The sequence below is a fragment of the Pseudomonas uvaldensis genome (genome assembly GCF_021271205.1).
Taxonomy (GTDB): Bacteria; Pseudomonadota; Gammaproteobacteria; order Pseudomonadales; family Pseudomonadaceae; genus Aquipseudomonas; species Aquipseudomonas uvaldensis.
The window spans coordinates 118,250-134,970 of sequence record NZ_JAIWKS010000011.1; the positions used below are offsets into that span (position 1 = coordinate 118,250).

A 16,721-nucleotide genomic window follows, 5' to 3' on the forward strand; every position below is an offset into this window, starting at 1 on the left:
CGATGGCCGTGCCATACCGCGATGCCAGCGCCTTCCTGGCGAACCTCGACGAAGACTGGCGACGCCACGTCGAAACGGTCGGCCCGTGCCTGTTGCAACCCAAGCCGACCCGCGAGCCTTATGAAGCCCTGGTCCGGGCCATTGCCTACCAGCAATTGCATGCCAAGGCAGGCGATGCGATTTTTGGCCGGTTGTTGGCACTGTTTCCCGCGCAGGACTTTCCCACGCCCGAGCAGATCCTGGCGACGGACTTCGAACAGCTGCGTGCCTGCGGGTTCTCGGCCAGCAAAATCACGACTATCCAAGGCATCGCCCAAGCGGCCCTGAACGGCGTGGTGCCGGATTACCCGACAGCCCTGGCCATGGACGATGAAGCCTTGATCGAGCGCCTGGTCACCCTGCGTGGCGTCGGCCGCTGGACCGTGGAGATGCTGTTGATCTACAGCCTGCAACGACCGGATATCCTGCCGGTCGACGATTTTGGCGTTCGCGAAGGATATCGTCGCCTCAAGCGGCTGGAACAACAGCCCAGTCGCAAGCAAATGATCGATATCGGCCTGGCGTGGAGCCCCCATCGGACCGTCGCGGCGTGGTATTTGTGGCGGGTGCCCAGCCGCAGCACGGCATAATCGTTCATCGCGAGCAGGCTCGCTCCCACAGGGATCGGCGGTGTCGCGCTTACTAATGAACACTCAAGATCTGCTGTGGGAGCGAGCCTGCTCGCGATGGCGCCCGCCCATTCAACACAAATTCGCTTGAGCAACTCCCAAGCGTCTAAGCTGCCCCAAGTCCCCCATTTCCAACTGGAGATCCTCATGCACCTCGAAGGCTCCTGCCACTGCAGGGCGGTGTCGTTCAGTCTGGATTGCACCCATCCCTACCCTTACCAACGCTGCTATTGCTCGATCTGCCGCAAGACCCAGGGCGGTGGCGGTTATGCGATCAACCTGGGCGGGGATGCCCGCACCCTCAAGGTAAAAGGTCGCCAACACATCAGCATTTACCATGCGCGGCTCAAGGATGAAGGCGACAAACGTGCCCGCCGCAGCAGTGCCGAACGGCATTTCTGCTCGCTTTGCGGTTCGGGACTCTGGCTGTTCAGCCCCGAATGGCCGGAACTGATCCACCCCTTCGCCTCGGCGATCGACACACCGCTGCCCGTCCCGCCGGAACATACTCATCTGATGCTGGGGTCCAAGGCACCGTGGGTGGAAGTCGAAGCGCAGCCAGGCGACCAGCGGTTCGATGCCTACCCCGAGGAGTCGATTGCCCAGTGGCATGAACGCCTGGGCCTGGCCGATGGCTGATGCCCGCTCAGGAATTGCCGCTATAGCGTCGGCACGCCACTGTGGAAGCGAAATTCCACATCCGGCGATTCGATCAGCTCGCGCTCAGCCTCGCGAACCTTGTCGATTACCCGTGCAATGTCATCGGCATCGCCGTACTGGTAGGCCAGCTTCAGGTAGCCCTGGAAATGCCGGGCCTCGCTTTTCAGCAGGCCGAAATAGAACTTGCCCAGTTCCTCGTCCAGATGTGGCACCAGGGCCTCGAAACGCTCGCAGCTACGGGCTTCGATGAAAGCACCGACCACCAGGGTGTCCACCAACTTGACCGGCTCGTGGCTACGCACGACCTTGCGCAGGCCCGAGGCGTAACGCCCGGCGGAGAGCTGGCGCAAGCCGACCTTGCGCTTCTTCATCAGGCGCATGACTTGCTCATGGTGCACCAGCTCTTCCCGGGCCAGGCGCGACATCAGGTTGATCAGGTCGACGTGGGAATGGTACTTGGCGATCAGGCTCAGGGCAGTGCTGGCGGCCTTGAACTCACAGTTCTTGTGATCGATCAGCAGGGTTTCCTGATCGGCCAGCGCGGCCTGGACCCAGGCATCGGGGGTACGGCAGCCAAGGAATTCATGGATTTCGGGAAGGATCATGGGGCTCACGGGAAAAGGTAGTCGAGCGAAGGGCGCCGATTATACCGGCCTGCCCCCAGACCACCAGCCACCGCCGTTGATATGCGTCAAGTCGACGACTCACCGCCAGCAACTATAGTTGAGCAACACCATGCCATTTATCGCTGGAGACGCCGATCATGCAAGCCATTCGCAGCATTCTGGTGGTCATCGAACCCGAACATTCGGAAAGCCTGGCGCTCAAGCGCGCCAAGCTGATCGCCGGGGTGACCCAGGCTCACCTGCACCTGCTGGTCTGCGACAAACGGCACGACCATGGCGGCATGCTCAGCGTACTCAAGGCCGGACTGGTGGCGGATGGGTACAGTGTCACCACGGAACAGGCCTGGAACGAAAGCCTCCACGAGACCATCATCGACGTGCAACAGGCCGAAGGTTGTGGCCTGGTCATCAAGCAACACTTTGCCGACAGCCCGCTGAAAAAAGCCTTGCTCACCCCGGCGGACTGGAAGCTGTTGCGCCATTGCCCGACCCCGGTGCTGCTGGTGAAAACTGCGGGCTCCTGGAAAGACAAGGTGATCCTGGCCGCCGTTGACGTGGGCAACACCGACGGGGAACACCGGCACCTGCACAACACCATCATCGATCATGGCTATGACATTGCCCTCCTGGCCAAGGCGCACCTTCACGTGATCAGCGCCCATCCCACCCCGATGCTGTCGTCAGCCGACCCGACGTTCCAGCTCAAGGAAACCATCGAAGCCCGTTATCGCGAACAATGCCGGGCATTCCAGGCCGAATTCGATATCGACGACCAGCACCTGCATATCGAGGAAGGGCCGGCGGATGTGCTGATTCCGTATATGGCGCGCAAGCTCCAGGCCGCCGTGACGGTGATCGGCACCGTGGCGCGTTCGGGTTTGTCGGGGGTCCTGATCGGCAACACCGCCGAAGCGGTGCTCGATACGCTGGAAAGCGATGTGCTGGTGCTCAAGCCTCAGGAGGTGGAGGACCACCTGGTGGAGCTGGCGGTCAAGGAATAGACAAGCTGTGGCGAGGGGATTTATCCCCTCGCCACGAAAGCACCCTGGCGCAAACGCTTCTTTGCACAAATGGCCGGGGATCAACGGCCCATCGCATCCTTCAGGAACCCCGGCGCGATGTAGCGCTGGTAATGCGCCTCGGACAGCAGGAAAAATTCCCGATCGATGGCATCGCGCAGGTCGGGCAGCTCCCAATCGCGAAACTCCGGCAGCAGCACCATGCCATAGGCTTCCAGATTATTGATCACCCGCGCCCCCCGGGCGATCAACTGGTAGGCCCAGCAATATTCCGACTGCTGGGGCACGAAACGGATCTGCCGGCTCACCAGTTGCTGGCGCAGCAGTTCGGGGTCGAAGACTTCCAGTTTGGCGACCATTACCTGCACCAACAGCTTTTCCAACCGCAGCCACACCGCCCGTTTCTCATCCTCGTTATAGCCGTTCCAGTGGATCACTTCATGGTGGAACCGCTTGCAGCCACGGCACACCAGGTCACCGTAGACAGTGGAGCAAAGGCCGACGCAAGGAGTCTTGATAAGCTGGTTGGGCATAAGAAACAAGGCACGTAAAAGCAGGACAGGCCGGCATGTTAGCCCTTTGTCTAAGATTGATCACCCCTCAAACCCTGCTCAAACTTCAGGAGCCAACTTACCTTTAATTTTTTTTTCCCGTAGAATCAGCCAGCCTTTTAAGGCGCCAAATGTCCGTTAGAAGCTGTTTTCAAAGCGTCACGAGCACAGTCGTTCCTTCAGAACGGTGTTGGCGAAGGGTCTTTCCAGCGGGGAAAGCCCGACGCCAACCCTCATCAGCTCCCGTTCTGCAGGCGTAAAACTTTGAAAGCAGCTTCTGTGAGGAACCCCGGTAACGCTGGCATGGTGGCTCAAAAAGCCTCCGACGCGCATGCGTACCGCGGGCTCCTGGATGAGCGTCCCGGACACCCATTTGGGACCACTGATGAGGGTAATACTGTGCTTGAAGCCTACCGCAAACATATCGAAGAGCGCGCAGCACTGGGTATCGTTCCCCAGCCGCTTAACGCCGAACAAACCGCAGGCCTGGTCGAGCTGCTGAAGAATCCCCCGGCTGGCGAAGAAGCTTTCCTCGTTGACCTGATCACCAATCGCGTTCCGCCTGGAGTCGACGAAGCCGCCTACGTCAAGGCCGGTTTCCTCTCCGCCCTGGCCAAGGGCCAGGCCCAATCCCCTCTGCTGGACAAAAAGCGTGCCGTCGAACTGCTTGGCACCATGCAGGGCGGCTACAACATCGTGACCCTGGTGGAACTGCTGGACGACGCCGAGCTGGCCCCGGTAGCCGCCCAAGAACTCAAGCACACCCTGCTGATGTTCGACGCCTTCCACGACGTGGCTGAAAAAGCCAAGAACGGCAATGTCCACGCCAAGGCCGTACTGCAATCCTGGGCCGACGGCGAGTGGTTCAAGAAGCGCCCTGTACTGGCCGACAAGATCAGCCTGCGCGTGTTCAAGGTCCCTGGCGAAACCAACACCGACGACCTGTCCCCTGCCCCGGACGCCTGGTCCCGCCCCGACATCCCGCTGCATGCCCTGGCCATGCTGAAAATGGCTCGCGACGGCATCGTGCCTGACGAGCAAGGCAAGACCGGCCCGATGAAGCAGATCGAAGAAATGCGCGGCCAGGGTTTCCCGATCGCCTACGTCGGTGACGTGGTCGGTACCGGTTCGTCGCGTAAATCGGCGACCAACTCGGTCCTGTGGTTCTTCGGCGACGACATTCCATACGTGCCGAACAAGCGTGCCGGCGGTTTCTGCTTCGGCAGCAAGATCGCTCCGATCTTCTACAACACCATGGAAGATGCCGGCGCCCTGCCGATCGAGTTCGACGTGTCGAACATGAACATGGGCGACGTGATCGACCTGTACCCGCATGCCGGCAAGGTCTGCAAGCACGGCACCGATGAAGTCCTGACCACCTTCGAAATGAAGACCCCGGTCCTGCTGGACGAAGTCCGCGCCGGCGGCCGTATCCCCCTGATCATCGGCCGTGGCCTGACCGAGAAGGCCCGCGCCGAACTCGGCCTGCCACCGTCGGACCTGTTCAAGAAGCCTGAAGCACCGGCTGAAAGCACCAAGGGCTACACCCTGGCGCAGAAAATGGTCGGCAAGGCCTGCGGCGTGAAGGGCGTGCGCCCTGGCACCTACTGCGAACCGAAGATGACCACCGTCGGCTCCCAGGACACCACTGGCCCAATGACCCGTGATGAACTGAAAGACCTGGCGTGCCTGGGCTTCTCCGCCGACCTGGTGATGCAGTCCTTCTGCCACACCGCGGCGTATCCGAAGCCGATCGACGTGACCACCCACCACACCCTGCCGGACTTCATCATGACCCGTGGCGGTGTGTCCCTGCGTCCGGGCGACGGCATCATCCACAGCTGGCTGAACCGCATGCTGCTGCCTGACACCGTCGGCACCGGTGGCGACTCCCACACCCGTTTCCCGATCGGCATCTCGTTCCCGGCCGGTTCCGGCCTGGTAGCCTTCGCTGCCGCCACCGGCGTCATGCCGCTGGACATGCCAGAGTCGATCCTGGTTCGTTTCAAGGGCAAGCTGCAACCAGGCGTCACCCTGCGTGACCTGGTTCATGCCATCCCTTACTACGCCATTCAGAAAGGCCTGCTGACGGTCGAGAAAAAAGGCAAGAAGAACGCCTTCTCCGGCCGCATCCTGGAAATCGAAGGCTTGGAAACCCTGACCGTCGAGCAAGCGTTCGAGCTGTCCGACGCCTCGGCCGAACGCTCGGCTGCCGGTTGCACCATCAAGCTGTCCAAGGAATCGATTGCCGAGTACCTGCAATCGAACATCACCCTGCTGCGCTGGATGATCGGCGAAGGCTACGGCGATGCCCGCACCCTGGAGCGTCGTGCCCAGGCGATGGAAGCCTGGCTGGCCAACCCTGAGCTGCTGGAAGCCGACAAGGACGCCGAGTACGCCGAAGTCATCGAGATCGACCTGGCCGACGTCAAAGAGCCTGTGCTCTGCGCACCGAACGACCCGGACGACGCTCGCCTGCTCTCCAGCGTTGCTGGCGAGAAGATCGACGAAGTGTTCATCGGTTCGTGCATGACCAACATCGGTCACTTCCGCGCGGCCGGCAAGTTGCTGGATCAGGTCAAGGGCCAGCTGCCAACTCGTCTGTGGCTGTCGCCGCCGACCAAGATGGACGCTCATCAGCTGACCGAGGAAGGCTACTACGGCATCTACGGCAAGGCCGGTGCACGGATGGAAATGCCAGGCTGCTCGCTGTGCATGGGTAACCAGGCACGCGTGGAGCCAAACTCCACCGTGGTTTCCACCTCGACCCGTAACTTCCCGAACCGTCTGGGTGACGGCGCGAACGTCTACCTGGCCTCGGCCGAGCTGGCATCCGTCGCGTCCATCCTGGGTCGCCTGCCGACCGTCGAGGAGTACATGGAATACGCCGGCAAGATCGACAGCATGGCAGCGGACGTGTACCGCTACCTGAGCTTCGACCAGATCGCCGAGTTCCGTGAAGCGGCTGCAAACGCCAACATCCCGGTCGTCCAGGCCTAAGGTTTCGACGCCCGACTAAAAACGCCGCCCTTCTTGCGAGGGGCGGCGTTTTTTTATGCCTGCCGTTTAGCTGCCGGGTACACCCGGAACCCGGTCAGGCCAGGAGGGAGTAGACCAGCGCCGTAATCGCCACCAACCCCACCATCACCACGAACACATTGGACGCCTGGCCACGGTAGCGGGCCATGGCCGGAACCTTGCGGATGGCATACATCGGCATCAGGAACAGGATCGCCGCGATCACCGGACCACCCAGGGTTTCGATCATGCCCAGGATGCTCGGGTTGAGCGTGGCGACGATCCAGCACACCACCAGCATGAACAGCGCCGTCAGACGATCCAGCGTCTTGGGGGCCGGACGACGACCGCTTTTGACGATCAGGCCCTTGAGACCTTCACTGGCACCGATGTAATGCCCCAAAAACGACTTGGAAATCGCCACGAACGCGATCAATGGCGCCGCAAAGGCAATGGTCGGGTTGCTGAAATGGTTGGCCAGGTACGACAGGATCGACAGATTCTGTGCCTTGGCTTCAACCAGTTGCGCCGGCGACAAGGTCAGCACGCAACTGAATACGAAGAACAGCACCATCACCACCATCAGCACATGAGCGCGGGACAGGACCTGCGAGCTGCGTTCCTCGGCATTGGCGCCGTAGCGACGTTTCTGATCCACCGCAAACGCCGAAATGATCGGGGAATGGTTGAAGGAGAACACCATCACCGGAATCGCCAGCCACAGGGTATGCAGCAACGCCGAAGGCTCCGGCACCGTGGACGCGGTGATCAGAATCCCACCGTTCCAGTGCGGGATCAGGAACACCGCCAGGAACAGCAACGCCACGATGAACGGATAGACCATCAGGCTCATCGCCTTGACGATCACCTGTTCGCCACACCGTACCACCGCCAGCAGCCCCAGAATCAATATCAGCGACAACACAGCCCGAGGCGGCGGCTGGATGTGCAACTGGTGCTCCAGGAAGCTGCCCACCGTGTTGGTCAGCGCCACGCTGTAGATCAGCAGGATCGGGAAGATGGCAAAGAAGTACAGCAAGGTAATCAGCGCGCCGGCCTTGATGCCGAAGTGCTCTTCCACCACCTCGGTAATGTCCGCACCGTCTCGACCGGACAACACGAAACGGGTCAGGCCCCGGTGCGCGTAGAACGTCATGGGAAACGCCAGCAGCGCCAGAATCAGCAACGGCCAGAAACCGCCCAGGCCAGCATTGATGGGTAGGAAGAGAGTGCCTGCACCGATGGCGGTGCCAAACAGGCCCAGCATCCAGGTAGTGTCATGGCGACTCCACTGGCCGAGGGTGGCTGGGACTGACGTTTCAAAGCGCTCTTCGACGCTATTGGCCTGATCATTCATCCGGTCGGATCTCCGTTTTCCGGTCACGTGCACCCGGCCAGGACGAGTCGGAAAAGCCCGACAGGCAGCGCCCTGGCCGAAACAGGGCCGCGATTGTCCGGGATTAGCGAGCAGAAGCAAAGACTTAGCTGAGGAACGGTTGCACGGATCAGATCGGTCAATTGCATGTTCTGTGGGAGCGGTGCAAACCAGAAATGCGCATAAAAAGCCAAAACCCCCTGCCCTTGACTCCTACAATCAGGTTGAATACATGCGAACCGCCAAAGTGCCCACAGGAGCCCAGCATGACCGCCACCGTCCTGGTACTGGTTGAAACCGTCAACGACTACCTGCCGATTCTCGAGCGCCAGGGTTATCACCTGGAGCTGGCGCCCACACCCGCCGAACGCAAGGCGGCGATTTTCGAGCATGGCGAGCGGTTCAACGCGGTGCTGACCCGCGGCCCCCTGGGTCTGACGGCCGATGAGATCGCCGCCCTGCCCAACCTGCAAATCATTTGTGTGATCGGTGCCGGCTACGAGCAGGTGGACTTGTGCGCCGCCCGTGACCGCGGGATCGTGGTTACCAACGGTGCCGGAGTCAACGCGTCGTCGGTGGCCGACCATGCCATGGCGCTGCTGTTGGCGCTGGTACGTGATATCCCCCGGGCCGATGCCTGTGTGCGGCGGGGGGAATGGGCGAAGGTCATGCGCCCCTCCCTGGCCGGCAAGCGACTGGGAGTGCTGGGGCTTGGCGCGGTAGGCATGGCGATTGCCAAACGGGGGGCCCTGGGCTTTGACATGAACGTGAGCTACCACAGCCGCCGGGTGCGCAACGATGTGCCCTATATCTACTGCGCCACGCCCACGGAACTGGCCCGGGTGTCGGATTTCCTGATCATCGCCACACCCGGGGGTCTCGATACCCGGCAGTTGATCAACAAGCAGGCGCTCGACGCCCTGGGGCCGAACGGTTTTCTGGTGAACATCGCCCGGGCCAGCGTCGTCTCGACCGCCGAACTGATCAACGCCCTGGAACATCGGCGCATCGCCGGCGCGGCCCTGGACGTCTTCGACCACGAGCCTGAGGTACCCGATGCGTTGAAGAACCTGCCCAACGTGGTCCTGACGCCCCACGTCGCCGGCCTTTCGCCGGAAGCGACCCGTGGCACGGTAGAGCTGGTGGGCCAGAACCTGAACGCCTTCTTTTCCGGCAAGCCGGTGCTGACGCCAGTGCCGTTACCCGTTCCACAACGTTAAAGCACACCCAGCAAGGTCCACACCCGACGGGATTCGGCATCGGCGTTGATCAACTCTCCCAGCAGCTCGCTCAACGGCTTGTTGCCCCATTCCACACCACGCCGGATCAAATAGGGCACCGGGCTATGGGGTTCGGTGCGTGCCAGGTATCCGGCGATGACCAGCAACTGTCGATAGGCTTCCTCTCGACTGGCCGGTTCCTGAAAAACCGGGGACGATGCGACGGCTCCCTGGGACTCCTGCGGCGCGGCCAGGGAAAGCGCGGCCACTGGCGCGACGGTAGGTTGCTGTGGATGCATCGCGATGAACTCCTCTACCAATGCCAGCAGGGCCTGCATGACGTCTTGCAAAGCTTTGTAGCCCGGCGCCAGCGAGCCCAGGTAAGCGTCGCTCCAGGTGTCAAGCCGTTGCAGATGTTGCAGGCTCAGCATCAGACTGCCCTGACGATGCAGCCAGAACGACAACGGCGTGTTGCGGATCAGCTCGGTGAGTTTCTTTTGATCGTTGCGTGCGGTTTCCGCCGACGCCTTGGCGTTTTTGCTGTCGTTGGCTTGCACCTGCTGACGCTGCAAACGCTGCCAGTCATTCAGGCAAAAACTGTCGAAGGCCGGATCGCGGCCATCGAACAAGGGCACCCGCGTCAGCAGCACTTCGCTGTAGCGACGCGCCAACCATTCCAACGGAATCACACGCCATGACTGATCGCCCTCATCGGCCTGGGGATGCAGTTGCTCGGGGTAGCGCTCGCACAGGCCCACCACCAGCGCCAGGCTGCCCGGTAGGCCTTCCAGTCCACTCAAATGCAGCCAGGCCTCTCCCAGCCAGGCGCTGATCATCAGGTCCTTGCTGCGTTCGAGCAGCAGCGTCGTGGCGAGCCGTTCCAGCTCCGGCCACTGGGCTCGCTTGACCGACGCCTGCCACACCCCCGTTGGCAGACTGGTATCGTCTTCCCTGCGCAATTCGCGCAACTGGTCGTATTCCGGCTCATAGCGCAGGTCCAGGCCGCAGGGCGATTGAGCACTGATCGGCTCGAGCAATGCAGTGACCAGCTCAGGCAACGGGGATATCGGTACGCTCACAGGCCCTCCTCACGGGTCGCGATGGCGGGGCTCGATGAGGTCGCCATGAAAGGTGAACGGGGCGCCTGGGTTGGCAGCGGCGGGATCGACAAGGGCAGCTTCGACCCCTGGCTCATCAGCGACAGACGCAGGAACATCAGGGTTTGCTGCGTCGTGCGCGCCTGGATCTGTGCCAAGGCCGGGGGCTGGGTAGCAATCTGGCCCGTGACCGGCAGTTGCAGGGTCAGCGGAAAATCGGTGTAGTCGACGTTCGGTTGGCGCTGCACCGACACCAGCGAGCGCATCAGGCGTAGCAACGACCACGGCCCCTGGTATTCCCAGCCGGCCTCCAGGTCGCGCACCACCAGGTTGGGCTGCAAGGGATCATTGGTCGGCCGCTGGTAACCGTTGCGGGCCCAGCGCAAGGTCAGCCGCACGGGTTGCCCGATCATCCAGCGCAGGTTCTGCCGGGCTTCCCCTGGATAACTGATCTGCTGGTTGCCGGCGTCGATTGCCCAAGCGATGACCTGGTCGGCACCACGCTCCTCATCGCGGTCGGTGCGCCAGCGTACATCCATCTCCACGCCGAGAATGCCGCTCTTGTCCCGCACGAACAACGGCCCCAGCCAGGCACCGGCCTGCTTCAAGCGATTGAGAAAATCCTCGGCTGCCAGCCGCTCCGGCGTCTGGCTCAACGCGAGCCCCGCCTGGGCCAGGGGCAAGCGTGTATCGATCAACTCCAACAGCCGCTGAACCCGTGCCGGATCTGCATCACTGGCCCGCACGTCCTGGGAAAACGGAAAACGACCGGCCAGGTACTGATTGAAATAATTGGCCAAGTCGTTCCAGGCCGTCGCCGCCTGATGCTGTTGCAGATACAGGCAACGTTGCAAGGCGGTCTGCTGCAACGTGACGGCACGCTGCGCCAGGTCGCCGCGTCCGCCCGACAGATTGGAGGTCTGCAAAATCTGCGCACAGGACGCCGTGTCCATTTCGTTGAAGTCCCGGCTCACCAATTGCGCCAATTGCGCAGCCGAACTGGCCGGATTTTGATTCTTGTACTTGAGCAGCTCGTCGTTGATCGCCATGAACCGTGCCACCTGGTCGTGCTCCAGGGCCGACAGGTTGTCCTGCTGAACAATCAGCCACTCCAGTGCCGGCATGCGCTGCTCGGCGATTTGCAGCATGGCATCGAACTGCTGATTCAGACTCAGCTTCAAGCCCTGTGGATCGGCGGCACCGTACAGTTGCAAACCGAAGTTCTTCGAGCCGTCCCAGCGCTGGATGTCGGCTCGTTGGCTGAACAATGGCTGGGCATCGATTTCGCTGAGGCCGCTGCTGATCTGGGCCATTGCGCGACGATTGAGCAAACGCTGAAAACGCGTCGCCAGATCACTGCGATGCACGTCCATGAAGGCCTTTTGCAGCGCTACGGCCTGGGACGTCTGCACATTGAAGCCCATGCCCGGCAGTTGCTCATCGCTTTCATCCAGGCTTAGCCACATGGCCTGTGCAGCGGCGCTTTCTGCAGCCTGCATCAGCGCATCGCGGTAAGCCGGCGGAATGCGTGGCAGCTCTTCATTGGCGTAGCTCCTGTAGCTGGCGAAATAATTCAGGGCAACATTGAAATCATCGCTGCCATCGGCCTGCCCCATGGTGTCGGGCGCATTGACAGACGGTGCCTTTTGCAGGGCCAGGGCTACGAAATCGCGCTTGAACAGGGCCTGCACCACATCGTCGAGGGCGGTGACATGCTCTTGTAACACCAGCAAGCCACTGCCTTGCTGGACCAGCAGATTGTCCCGGGACCCGCTCTGCACGATCCACTGGTCGCGAAAGCTCTGCTGCAATTTCGCCGCCCGGCTTTCCAGGTCCTGTTCGAGTTCCGGCCCCAGCAGGGTGCTATGGCTGACCTTGTCCATCAACTGGGTGTAACCGGGAACCAGGTCCTGGCCCTTGCCCCGGCCCCAGGCTGCATTGGTCAGGCTGACCAGGCTCTGTAGATCATCGACCAGCGCCATCAGGTCTTCCAGCTCCCCCAACGAATTGCCACCGCCTGCCTCCAGCCTTTGCAGGTGCAACTTGAGGTAACCGGCCTGGCGCACGAAATTGTCGGCAAGGAAATAATGATCGAGCCAGCGCTGCATCAAGCCGGTGAAATTGTCGGAGACCAGTGGGCGCGCAGCGTTCAGGTCCAGCCCTTTGAGGTCGGTGTTCTGTGCGTCGAACAGCACCCGGTTGTAAAACCGTGCGCGGCTCAAGGTGCCGGCATTGAGGTTCAGTGAGAGCGCGTTGTTGCTCAATAGCACCAGTTCGTCCAGCGGCGCCTTGGGGTTACTGACCGCCTGGCTGAACATCTGGTTCTGCTGTTCGAGGCGCACCGCCCGCTCCACCAGGTCCCTGGCCTTCACGTAGCTTTGCCACTGGGCCGGGTCTTCGCTTTCCACGTTGCCGCGGCGTTCGGTGTTGCGGATGGCCTTGAGTTGTTCCAGATCCGATACCAGCAGGTCGCGCAGGGGCAGGATCCAATGATGCCGGGCAGTCTGGCGCAGCCCCTCCTCCAATTGCGTGTCCACCGAGGAAAACCACGAGGTGGGAAACACCACGGAAACGAAGCGCCAGCGCGGGGCTTGTTCCAGCACGCTCCAATAATTCTGCACGTTGTAGCGGGTCGGTTCCAGGCGGGGTTGGTCAGGATCGACCACCAGATGATTCTTGTGAGCGCGCAGGACCAATTGTGACAGGCCCTCGGCTTGCTCCACCGAATCGTGCCAGACCCAGAGCATGCCTCCCAGCCAGATCAGCCCGACCACCAGCGCGGTGGCGCCGGCCAGTCGATGCCAACGCTGGCGCAGGCGCAACAGGCGCGGTACAGGCTGGGCCAGGCCCCGCTCGGCCACCAGCCGGCGTGACCACAACTGCCGGGCGAATACCATTTGCCGCAAAATGTTGTCATCGGCTGGAAAACCGTCCCCGTTGACAACAGGCGCCTGGCTCGCGGTGAAATACAAACCGCGAAAGCGCGGTGCCTCGCCTTGGGCGTTGCCCTGGAATACCGGCTCCAGCAAAACCTGCAAGGCCCGTCGCAACCCTTCGAAACGCTCAGGCAAACCATACAGGTCGCCGCTCAACTGCCCCGACAGTGCACCAATCTCGATGATCGACTGCGACAACGCCGCGTTGACCTGATCCAGCGCCTGATCGCTCCACTGCGATTGCCAGGCCGCCTCGGGTGCGTACGGCGATGACCAGCCCAACGTCGACTCACGGGCCTGGGCAGGCAGCGCGCTGACCAGCTCCTGGAAGCCGGGCAGTTCCTCCATCCCGGTGATGACCACGTACACCGGCAAGCTGAGACCAAAACGCTGCAACAAATCGATGAAGCAACGGCGGACCTTGAGGCTCAACTCGGTGGCGCGCTCGATATCATCGAGTTTGTCGAACGGCACGGTCCAGATCACCGCGTCCAACGGCCGCCGGCTGCGCAGGCGCAGAATCAAACCCAGCAAGCGCCACCAGTTGCCCCGTTGCCGGTTCATGCCTTCGCCGGGCAGGAACAGCGCCTGGGGCACCACCAGCACCGCGCCTTCGGCGTCCGACCACCAGCGCCCGAACCATGCCGCCTTGTCTGTTGGCTGCAAGCGCCATTGGCTGCACAGCTGGGCGCCTTCGGCTTCGTGGCCGAGCATCATCAGCCAGGGCATCTGGTAGCGGTCGCGGGTGCCCTGTTCCTGCTCCATGTGGCGAACCGCCCCATAGAAACTGCGAATGGCGGCGCCCCCCTGGGTCCGCAGCCACCAGACCAACGCCGCGACCAGTACCACCAGGACGATGGCCAACAGCACCAGGGCGAAGATGCTCAGGGGGCTCATGAATCCTGCTCCTGGACCACCGACTCGTTCAGTTGCAACACCGGCTCGAGTTCAGAGCGGATGTCACGCCAGAAAACTTGCCCCAACCCCGTCAGCAGAAGGACCATCGCCAGGATCGCCAACCCCAGGCGAAAGCCGTCCGGCAACGAGGTCTGCGCCGGCATGCGTATCGGTGGCGCCGCCGCGGACATCGCCAGGCGCTGACTAACATCTTCGAAGTCCGGGTCGTGCTGCCAGGCAAACGCGAACAACGCCAGACGCCATTTTTCATGCTGGATCTGACCCGACTCGCCCCGCAGGCGCCCCTGAAAACCAAGAATCAGGCATTGCAGATAAACATTCGCCAGATCCCGAGTACCGGGCATCTGCTCGTCCAGCAGTTTCTTGATGGCCGCTGGCAGCCGTTCGCCGGCCTGGCGGCTGGAATACATGCGCGATTCCAGCGGGTGCTGTTGCCAGGCGAGTTGCCCCGGCCAGGGCGTGAACAACAGGGTTTCATCCACCAGCGCGACGAATGCGTAGACCAGCGCCTTGACCTGCTCGGTGGCAGAGTCCCCGACCGTGGCGAAGGCGGTCCGCCACAGGCGTTGGGCACTGCGTCCGGAAAACTCCACCACCCGGCTGACCAGCGCCGCACTGTCGCTATCCTTGGGCAGGTCCTGCCACTCCTGGAACCATTTCAGCCAAGCTTGTCGGAAAGCGCTGCTCAGCGGCGCCTCATGCAGACCCCGAACCGCCCCGCCACTTCCGTCCGGCATACGACTCCCCTTCTGCGATCAGGCACTTTCACCGGTTTGCGCGACGAACAACACCACCTGCCAAGGACCGCTGGCCTGGGCCGACGCCGGCGCGACAATGTGCAACGGCAGTTGCCCGTCGAACCATTGGCCACTGGCATTCACCACGAACAATCGGGTGTCGTCGCCCACGCTATAGGCCACCTGTTCGTTGCGACTCATGGCTTGGTGAGGCAAGCCGCTCATGCGTTGGCGACTCAGCAACGGGACATGAGGCGCGGATGCGATGATTGCTCCGCGCAGCCAATCGGCAGCGGCCTGCTCACCGGCACCGTTGGGCATGCGCAGGCCGATGACCAGTCGCTGGCTTGGCTGGTCGTCGGGCAGTTGGATGGAAAAAACCGGGTCGTTGCGTTCGAAGGCCAGGGTGCGATATCCGGCACGGACCCGCTCCAGGGTGTCTTCCAGCCAGTCGAGCAGCGGTTCGTAGCCCCGTTGCAGCTCCACGAAATCCAGCGGGGCAAAAGCCGGGACGCCAGCCAAAGGATTAAGCGCCGACCAGGCTCCGGCCAGCCCCAGCAACAAACCGTAGAGCGCGTGGGGCGTGGCCACGCGCATGTTCAGAGCCCCTTCGACTTCGGGCAAGCGTGCCCATATCGCCGTCATTAGCCGGCGGATTTCCATCGCATCGTCCTGATTACCGGCCGCCTGGGCCTGACGCAACCGTCCGGCGAGGAACAGGCACTTCTCCCGCGCCCGTGCACACAGCCCGGCGATACGCCGCCCTAGCACCGACTCGGGTAACAACACGGGCGTGGGTGGCGTATAGGGCACGCGCAGAAAGCCGCCGCCTTCCTTGCGGATGCGCAGCAGCGGCAGGCAGATCGAGTCAGCTTTGCTCAGTTGCGTGCACAACCGTGGATTGGGTCGCCACACGGTGATGGATTCCGGGAATTCGCCGCTGGTGAGGTCCGGCAGGGCGTCGCCCACCACCGATTGCAACCGCCCCTTGAGCGGCAGCAACTGCCCGGCGCGCCAGAGTGGGCTGATCGCCAGGTAAACGGTCACGGTAGCGTCGTCGGTCTTGTCGACCGCCTCGGTGATATCCAGCTCCAGGGTCGGCCCGACGCCGGCTTGCAGATTGACGGGCAAGCCGTCCGGCAAGGTGCCTTGCAGTTGCAGCAGCCGGACCTGGCCGGCGCTGAGGGCCGAAGGGTCGACCTCCAACTGGCTGACACCCCAGAACCAGGGATTGCAGGCGGCCGCGACATGCGCCGCCAGGGCCTCGGCGCGCAACCCTTGTAATTGAAAATGCTGGGGCAACAGTTGCATGCCCTCGTGCCAGCACACCGCGTCAGGTAACAGACTCATACGACTCCCTTCGACATTCCAGTGTCGCCGCACCTGGGCGGCCCGCGGTCATTCAAGGCTGACTGGCATCGAGCTGCCCATCGTTGATGAGGGTCATCTCGCGACTGTCGAACTTCAGCCAGGCCTTGCGTTGATCGTCCAGCCGAAGCCGGTGGGCTCCGGGAGTGTTATAGCTGGCGAAGACCAAAAGTCCAGCGGCGCGCCGGCCCTCCAGCGGGAAGGGTTGGCGGTCGATGAACTGTCCGGGGACCAGCTCCAGCCCCCATACCGACATGAGTTGACGATAGTCGCGCTGGAACTGTTCGCGCTCTGCAAACCACTGCCTGGCGGTAATTCCCGAGAGTTGCTTGAGCAGGTCCGGATCGTTCACGGCGACAAAATCCACGGCGATCGGAGTGTCGTCATTGGCACGGGGCGCGACGTCCAGGGTCAGGCTGTCCAGATCGACGCTGGGCGCAAACAGCGAGCAACCCGTTAGTGCCACGCTGAAAAAAAATCCTGAAAAAAACACACGCAAAATGAATCTTCCTTTTCGTCGCGGTCAAA

13 protein-coding genes are annotated in these 16,721 nt (G+C 62.1%); 5 read left to right on the top strand and 8 right to left on the bottom strand.

Going from position 1 to position 16,721, the window contains the following annotated elements; translation table 11 throughout:
* The first annotated feature begins 2 nt into the window (after positions 1-2).
* Both LCU97_RS22395 and LCU97_RS22400 read left to right on the top strand, forming a co-directional pair.
* Entirely contained in the window at positions 3-629 is a 627-nt protein-coding gene (locus LCU97_RS22395) for a DNA-3-methyladenine glycosylase family protein (protein ID WP_053157166.1), read from the top strand.
* A gap of 186 nt (positions 630-815) precedes the next feature.
* Positions 816-1,307 (top strand): GFA family protein, encoded by a 492-nt coding sequence (locus LCU97_RS22400; RefSeq protein ID WP_053157168.1) that lies wholly within the window; start codon positions 816-818, stop codon positions 1,305-1,307.
* A gap of 20 nt (positions 1,308-1,327) precedes the next feature.
* On the opposite strand, the gene miaE is transcribed toward LCU97_RS22400, so the two are convergent.
* A complete protein-coding gene (miaE, locus tag LCU97_RS22405; protein ID WP_053157172.1) occupies positions 1,328-1,933 on the bottom strand; it encodes a tRNA-(ms[2]io[6]A)-hydroxylase in 606 nt (201 codons plus the stop codon).
* Between the two features lie 158 nt (positions 1,934-2,091).
* Between miaE and LCU97_RS22410 the strand changes: the two genes are divergently transcribed.
* Positions 2,092-2,955, top strand: coding sequence for a universal stress protein (locus LCU97_RS22410; protein WP_053157175.1), 864 nt, complete (start codon positions 2,092-2,094; stop codon positions 2,953-2,955).
* 80 nt (positions 2,956-3,035) lie between these two features.
* Here LCU97_RS22410 and LCU97_RS22415 read toward each other — a convergent pair whose 3' ends face one another.
* Entirely contained in the window at positions 3,036-3,506 is a 471-nt protein-coding gene (locus LCU97_RS22415; protein WP_053157179.1) for a DUF1289 domain-containing protein, read from the bottom strand.
* 417 nt (positions 3,507-3,923) lie between these two features.
* Between LCU97_RS22415 and acnB the strand changes: the two genes are divergently transcribed.
* Positions 3,924-6,524 (top strand): bifunctional aconitate hydratase 2/2-methylisocitrate dehydratase, encoded by a 2,601-nt coding sequence (acnB, locus tag LCU97_RS22420; RefSeq protein ID WP_053158834.1) that lies wholly within the window; start codon positions 3,924-3,926, stop codon positions 6,522-6,524.
* Positions 6,525-6,618: 94 nt separating this feature from the next.
* Here acnB and LCU97_RS22425 read toward each other — a convergent pair whose 3' ends face one another.
* The gene (locus LCU97_RS22425; protein WP_232777807.1) at positions 6,619-7,899 is read right to left on the bottom strand and encodes a serine/threonine transporter; all 1,281 of its coding nucleotides are present in this window, start codon (positions 7,897-7,899) and stop codon (positions 6,619-6,621) included.
* Positions 7,900-8,183: 284 nt separating this feature from the next.
* Between LCU97_RS22425 and LCU97_RS22430 the strand changes: the two genes are divergently transcribed.
* Entirely contained in the window at positions 8,184-9,137 is a 954-nt protein-coding gene (locus LCU97_RS22430; protein ID WP_232777808.1) for a 2-hydroxyacid dehydrogenase, read from the top strand.
* Here the strand turns inward: LCU97_RS22430 and tssA are convergent.
* From tssA to LCU97_RS22455, 5 genes are read right to left on the bottom strand one after another with little or no spacing between them, the layout of a single operon-like run.
* A complete protein-coding gene (tssA, locus tag LCU97_RS22435) occupies positions 9,134-10,216 on the bottom strand; it encodes a type VI secretion system protein TssA (RefSeq protein ID WP_232777809.1) in 1,083 nt (360 codons plus the stop codon). The genes LCU97_RS22430 and tssA overlap by 4 nt on opposite strands.
* The gene (locus tag LCU97_RS22440; protein WP_232777810.1) at positions 10,213-14,067 is read right to left on the bottom strand and encodes a type VI secretion system protein; all 3,855 of its coding nucleotides are present in this window, start codon (positions 14,065-14,067) and stop codon (positions 10,213-10,215) included. Before LCU97_RS22440 ends, tssA begins: the two co-directional genes overlap by 4 nt.
* A complete protein-coding gene (locus tag LCU97_RS22445; protein WP_232777811.1) occupies positions 14,064-14,825 on the bottom strand; it encodes a DotU family type IV/VI secretion system protein in 762 nt (253 codons plus the stop codon). Before LCU97_RS22445 ends, LCU97_RS22440 begins: the two co-directional genes overlap by 4 nt.
* Positions 14,826-14,843: 18 nt before the next feature.
* Positions 14,844-16,175: a type VI secretion system baseplate subunit TssK gene (tssK, locus tag LCU97_RS22450; RefSeq protein ID WP_232777812.1), complete on the bottom strand. Its 1,332-nt coding sequence runs from the start codon at positions 16,173-16,175 to the stop codon at positions 14,844-14,846.
* A 52-nt stretch (positions 16,176-16,227) separates the two neighbouring features.
* The gene (locus LCU97_RS22455; RefSeq protein WP_232777813.1) at positions 16,228-16,692 is read right to left on the bottom strand and encodes a type VI secretion protein; all 465 of its coding nucleotides are present in this window, start codon (positions 16,690-16,692) and stop codon (positions 16,228-16,230) included.
* Between the last annotated feature and the right edge of the window lie 29 nt (positions 16,693-16,721).

What these genes read in the sequence shown, in the direction of transcription:
- LCU97_RS22400 (WP_053157168.1), top strand. Translation starts at nt 816, where the DNA reads ATGCACCTCGAAGGCTCCTGCCACTGCAGGGCGGTGTCGTTCAGTCTG.
- LCU97_RS22425 (WP_232777807.1), bottom strand. Translation starts at nt 7,899, where the DNA reads ATGAATGATCAGGCCAATAGCGTCGAAGAGCGCTTTGAAACGTCAGTC.
- LCU97_RS22445 (WP_232777811.1), bottom strand. Translation starts at nt 14,825, where the DNA reads ATGCCGGACGGAAGTGGCGGGGCGGTTCGGGGTCTGCATGAGGCGCCG.
- miaE (WP_053157172.1), bottom strand. Translation starts at nt 1,933, where the DNA reads ATGATCCTTCCCGAAATCCATGAATTCCTTGGCTGCCGTACCCCCGAT.
- LCU97_RS22410 (WP_053157175.1), top strand. Translation starts at nt 2,092, where the DNA reads ATGCAAGCCATTCGCAGCATTCTGGTGGTCATCGAACCCGAACATTCG.
- LCU97_RS22440 (WP_232777810.1), bottom strand. Translation starts at nt 14,067, where the DNA reads ATGAGCCCCCTGAGCATCTTCGCCCTGGTGCTGTTGGCCATCGTCCTG.
- tssK (WP_232777812.1), bottom strand. Translation starts at nt 16,175, where the DNA reads ATGAGTCTGTTACCTGACGCGGTGTGCTGGCACGAGGGCATGCAACTG.
- LCU97_RS22430 (WP_232777808.1), top strand. Translation starts at nt 8,184, where the DNA reads ATGACCGCCACCGTCCTGGTACTGGTTGAAACCGTCAACGACTACCTG.
- LCU97_RS22415 (WP_053157179.1), bottom strand. Translation starts at nt 3,506, where the DNA reads ATGCCCAACCAGCTTATCAAGACTCCTTGCGTCGGCCTTTGCTCCACT.
- LCU97_RS22395 (WP_053157166.1), top strand. Translation starts at nt 3, where the DNA reads ATGGCCGTGCCATACCGCGATGCCAGCGCCTTCCTGGCGAACCTCGAC.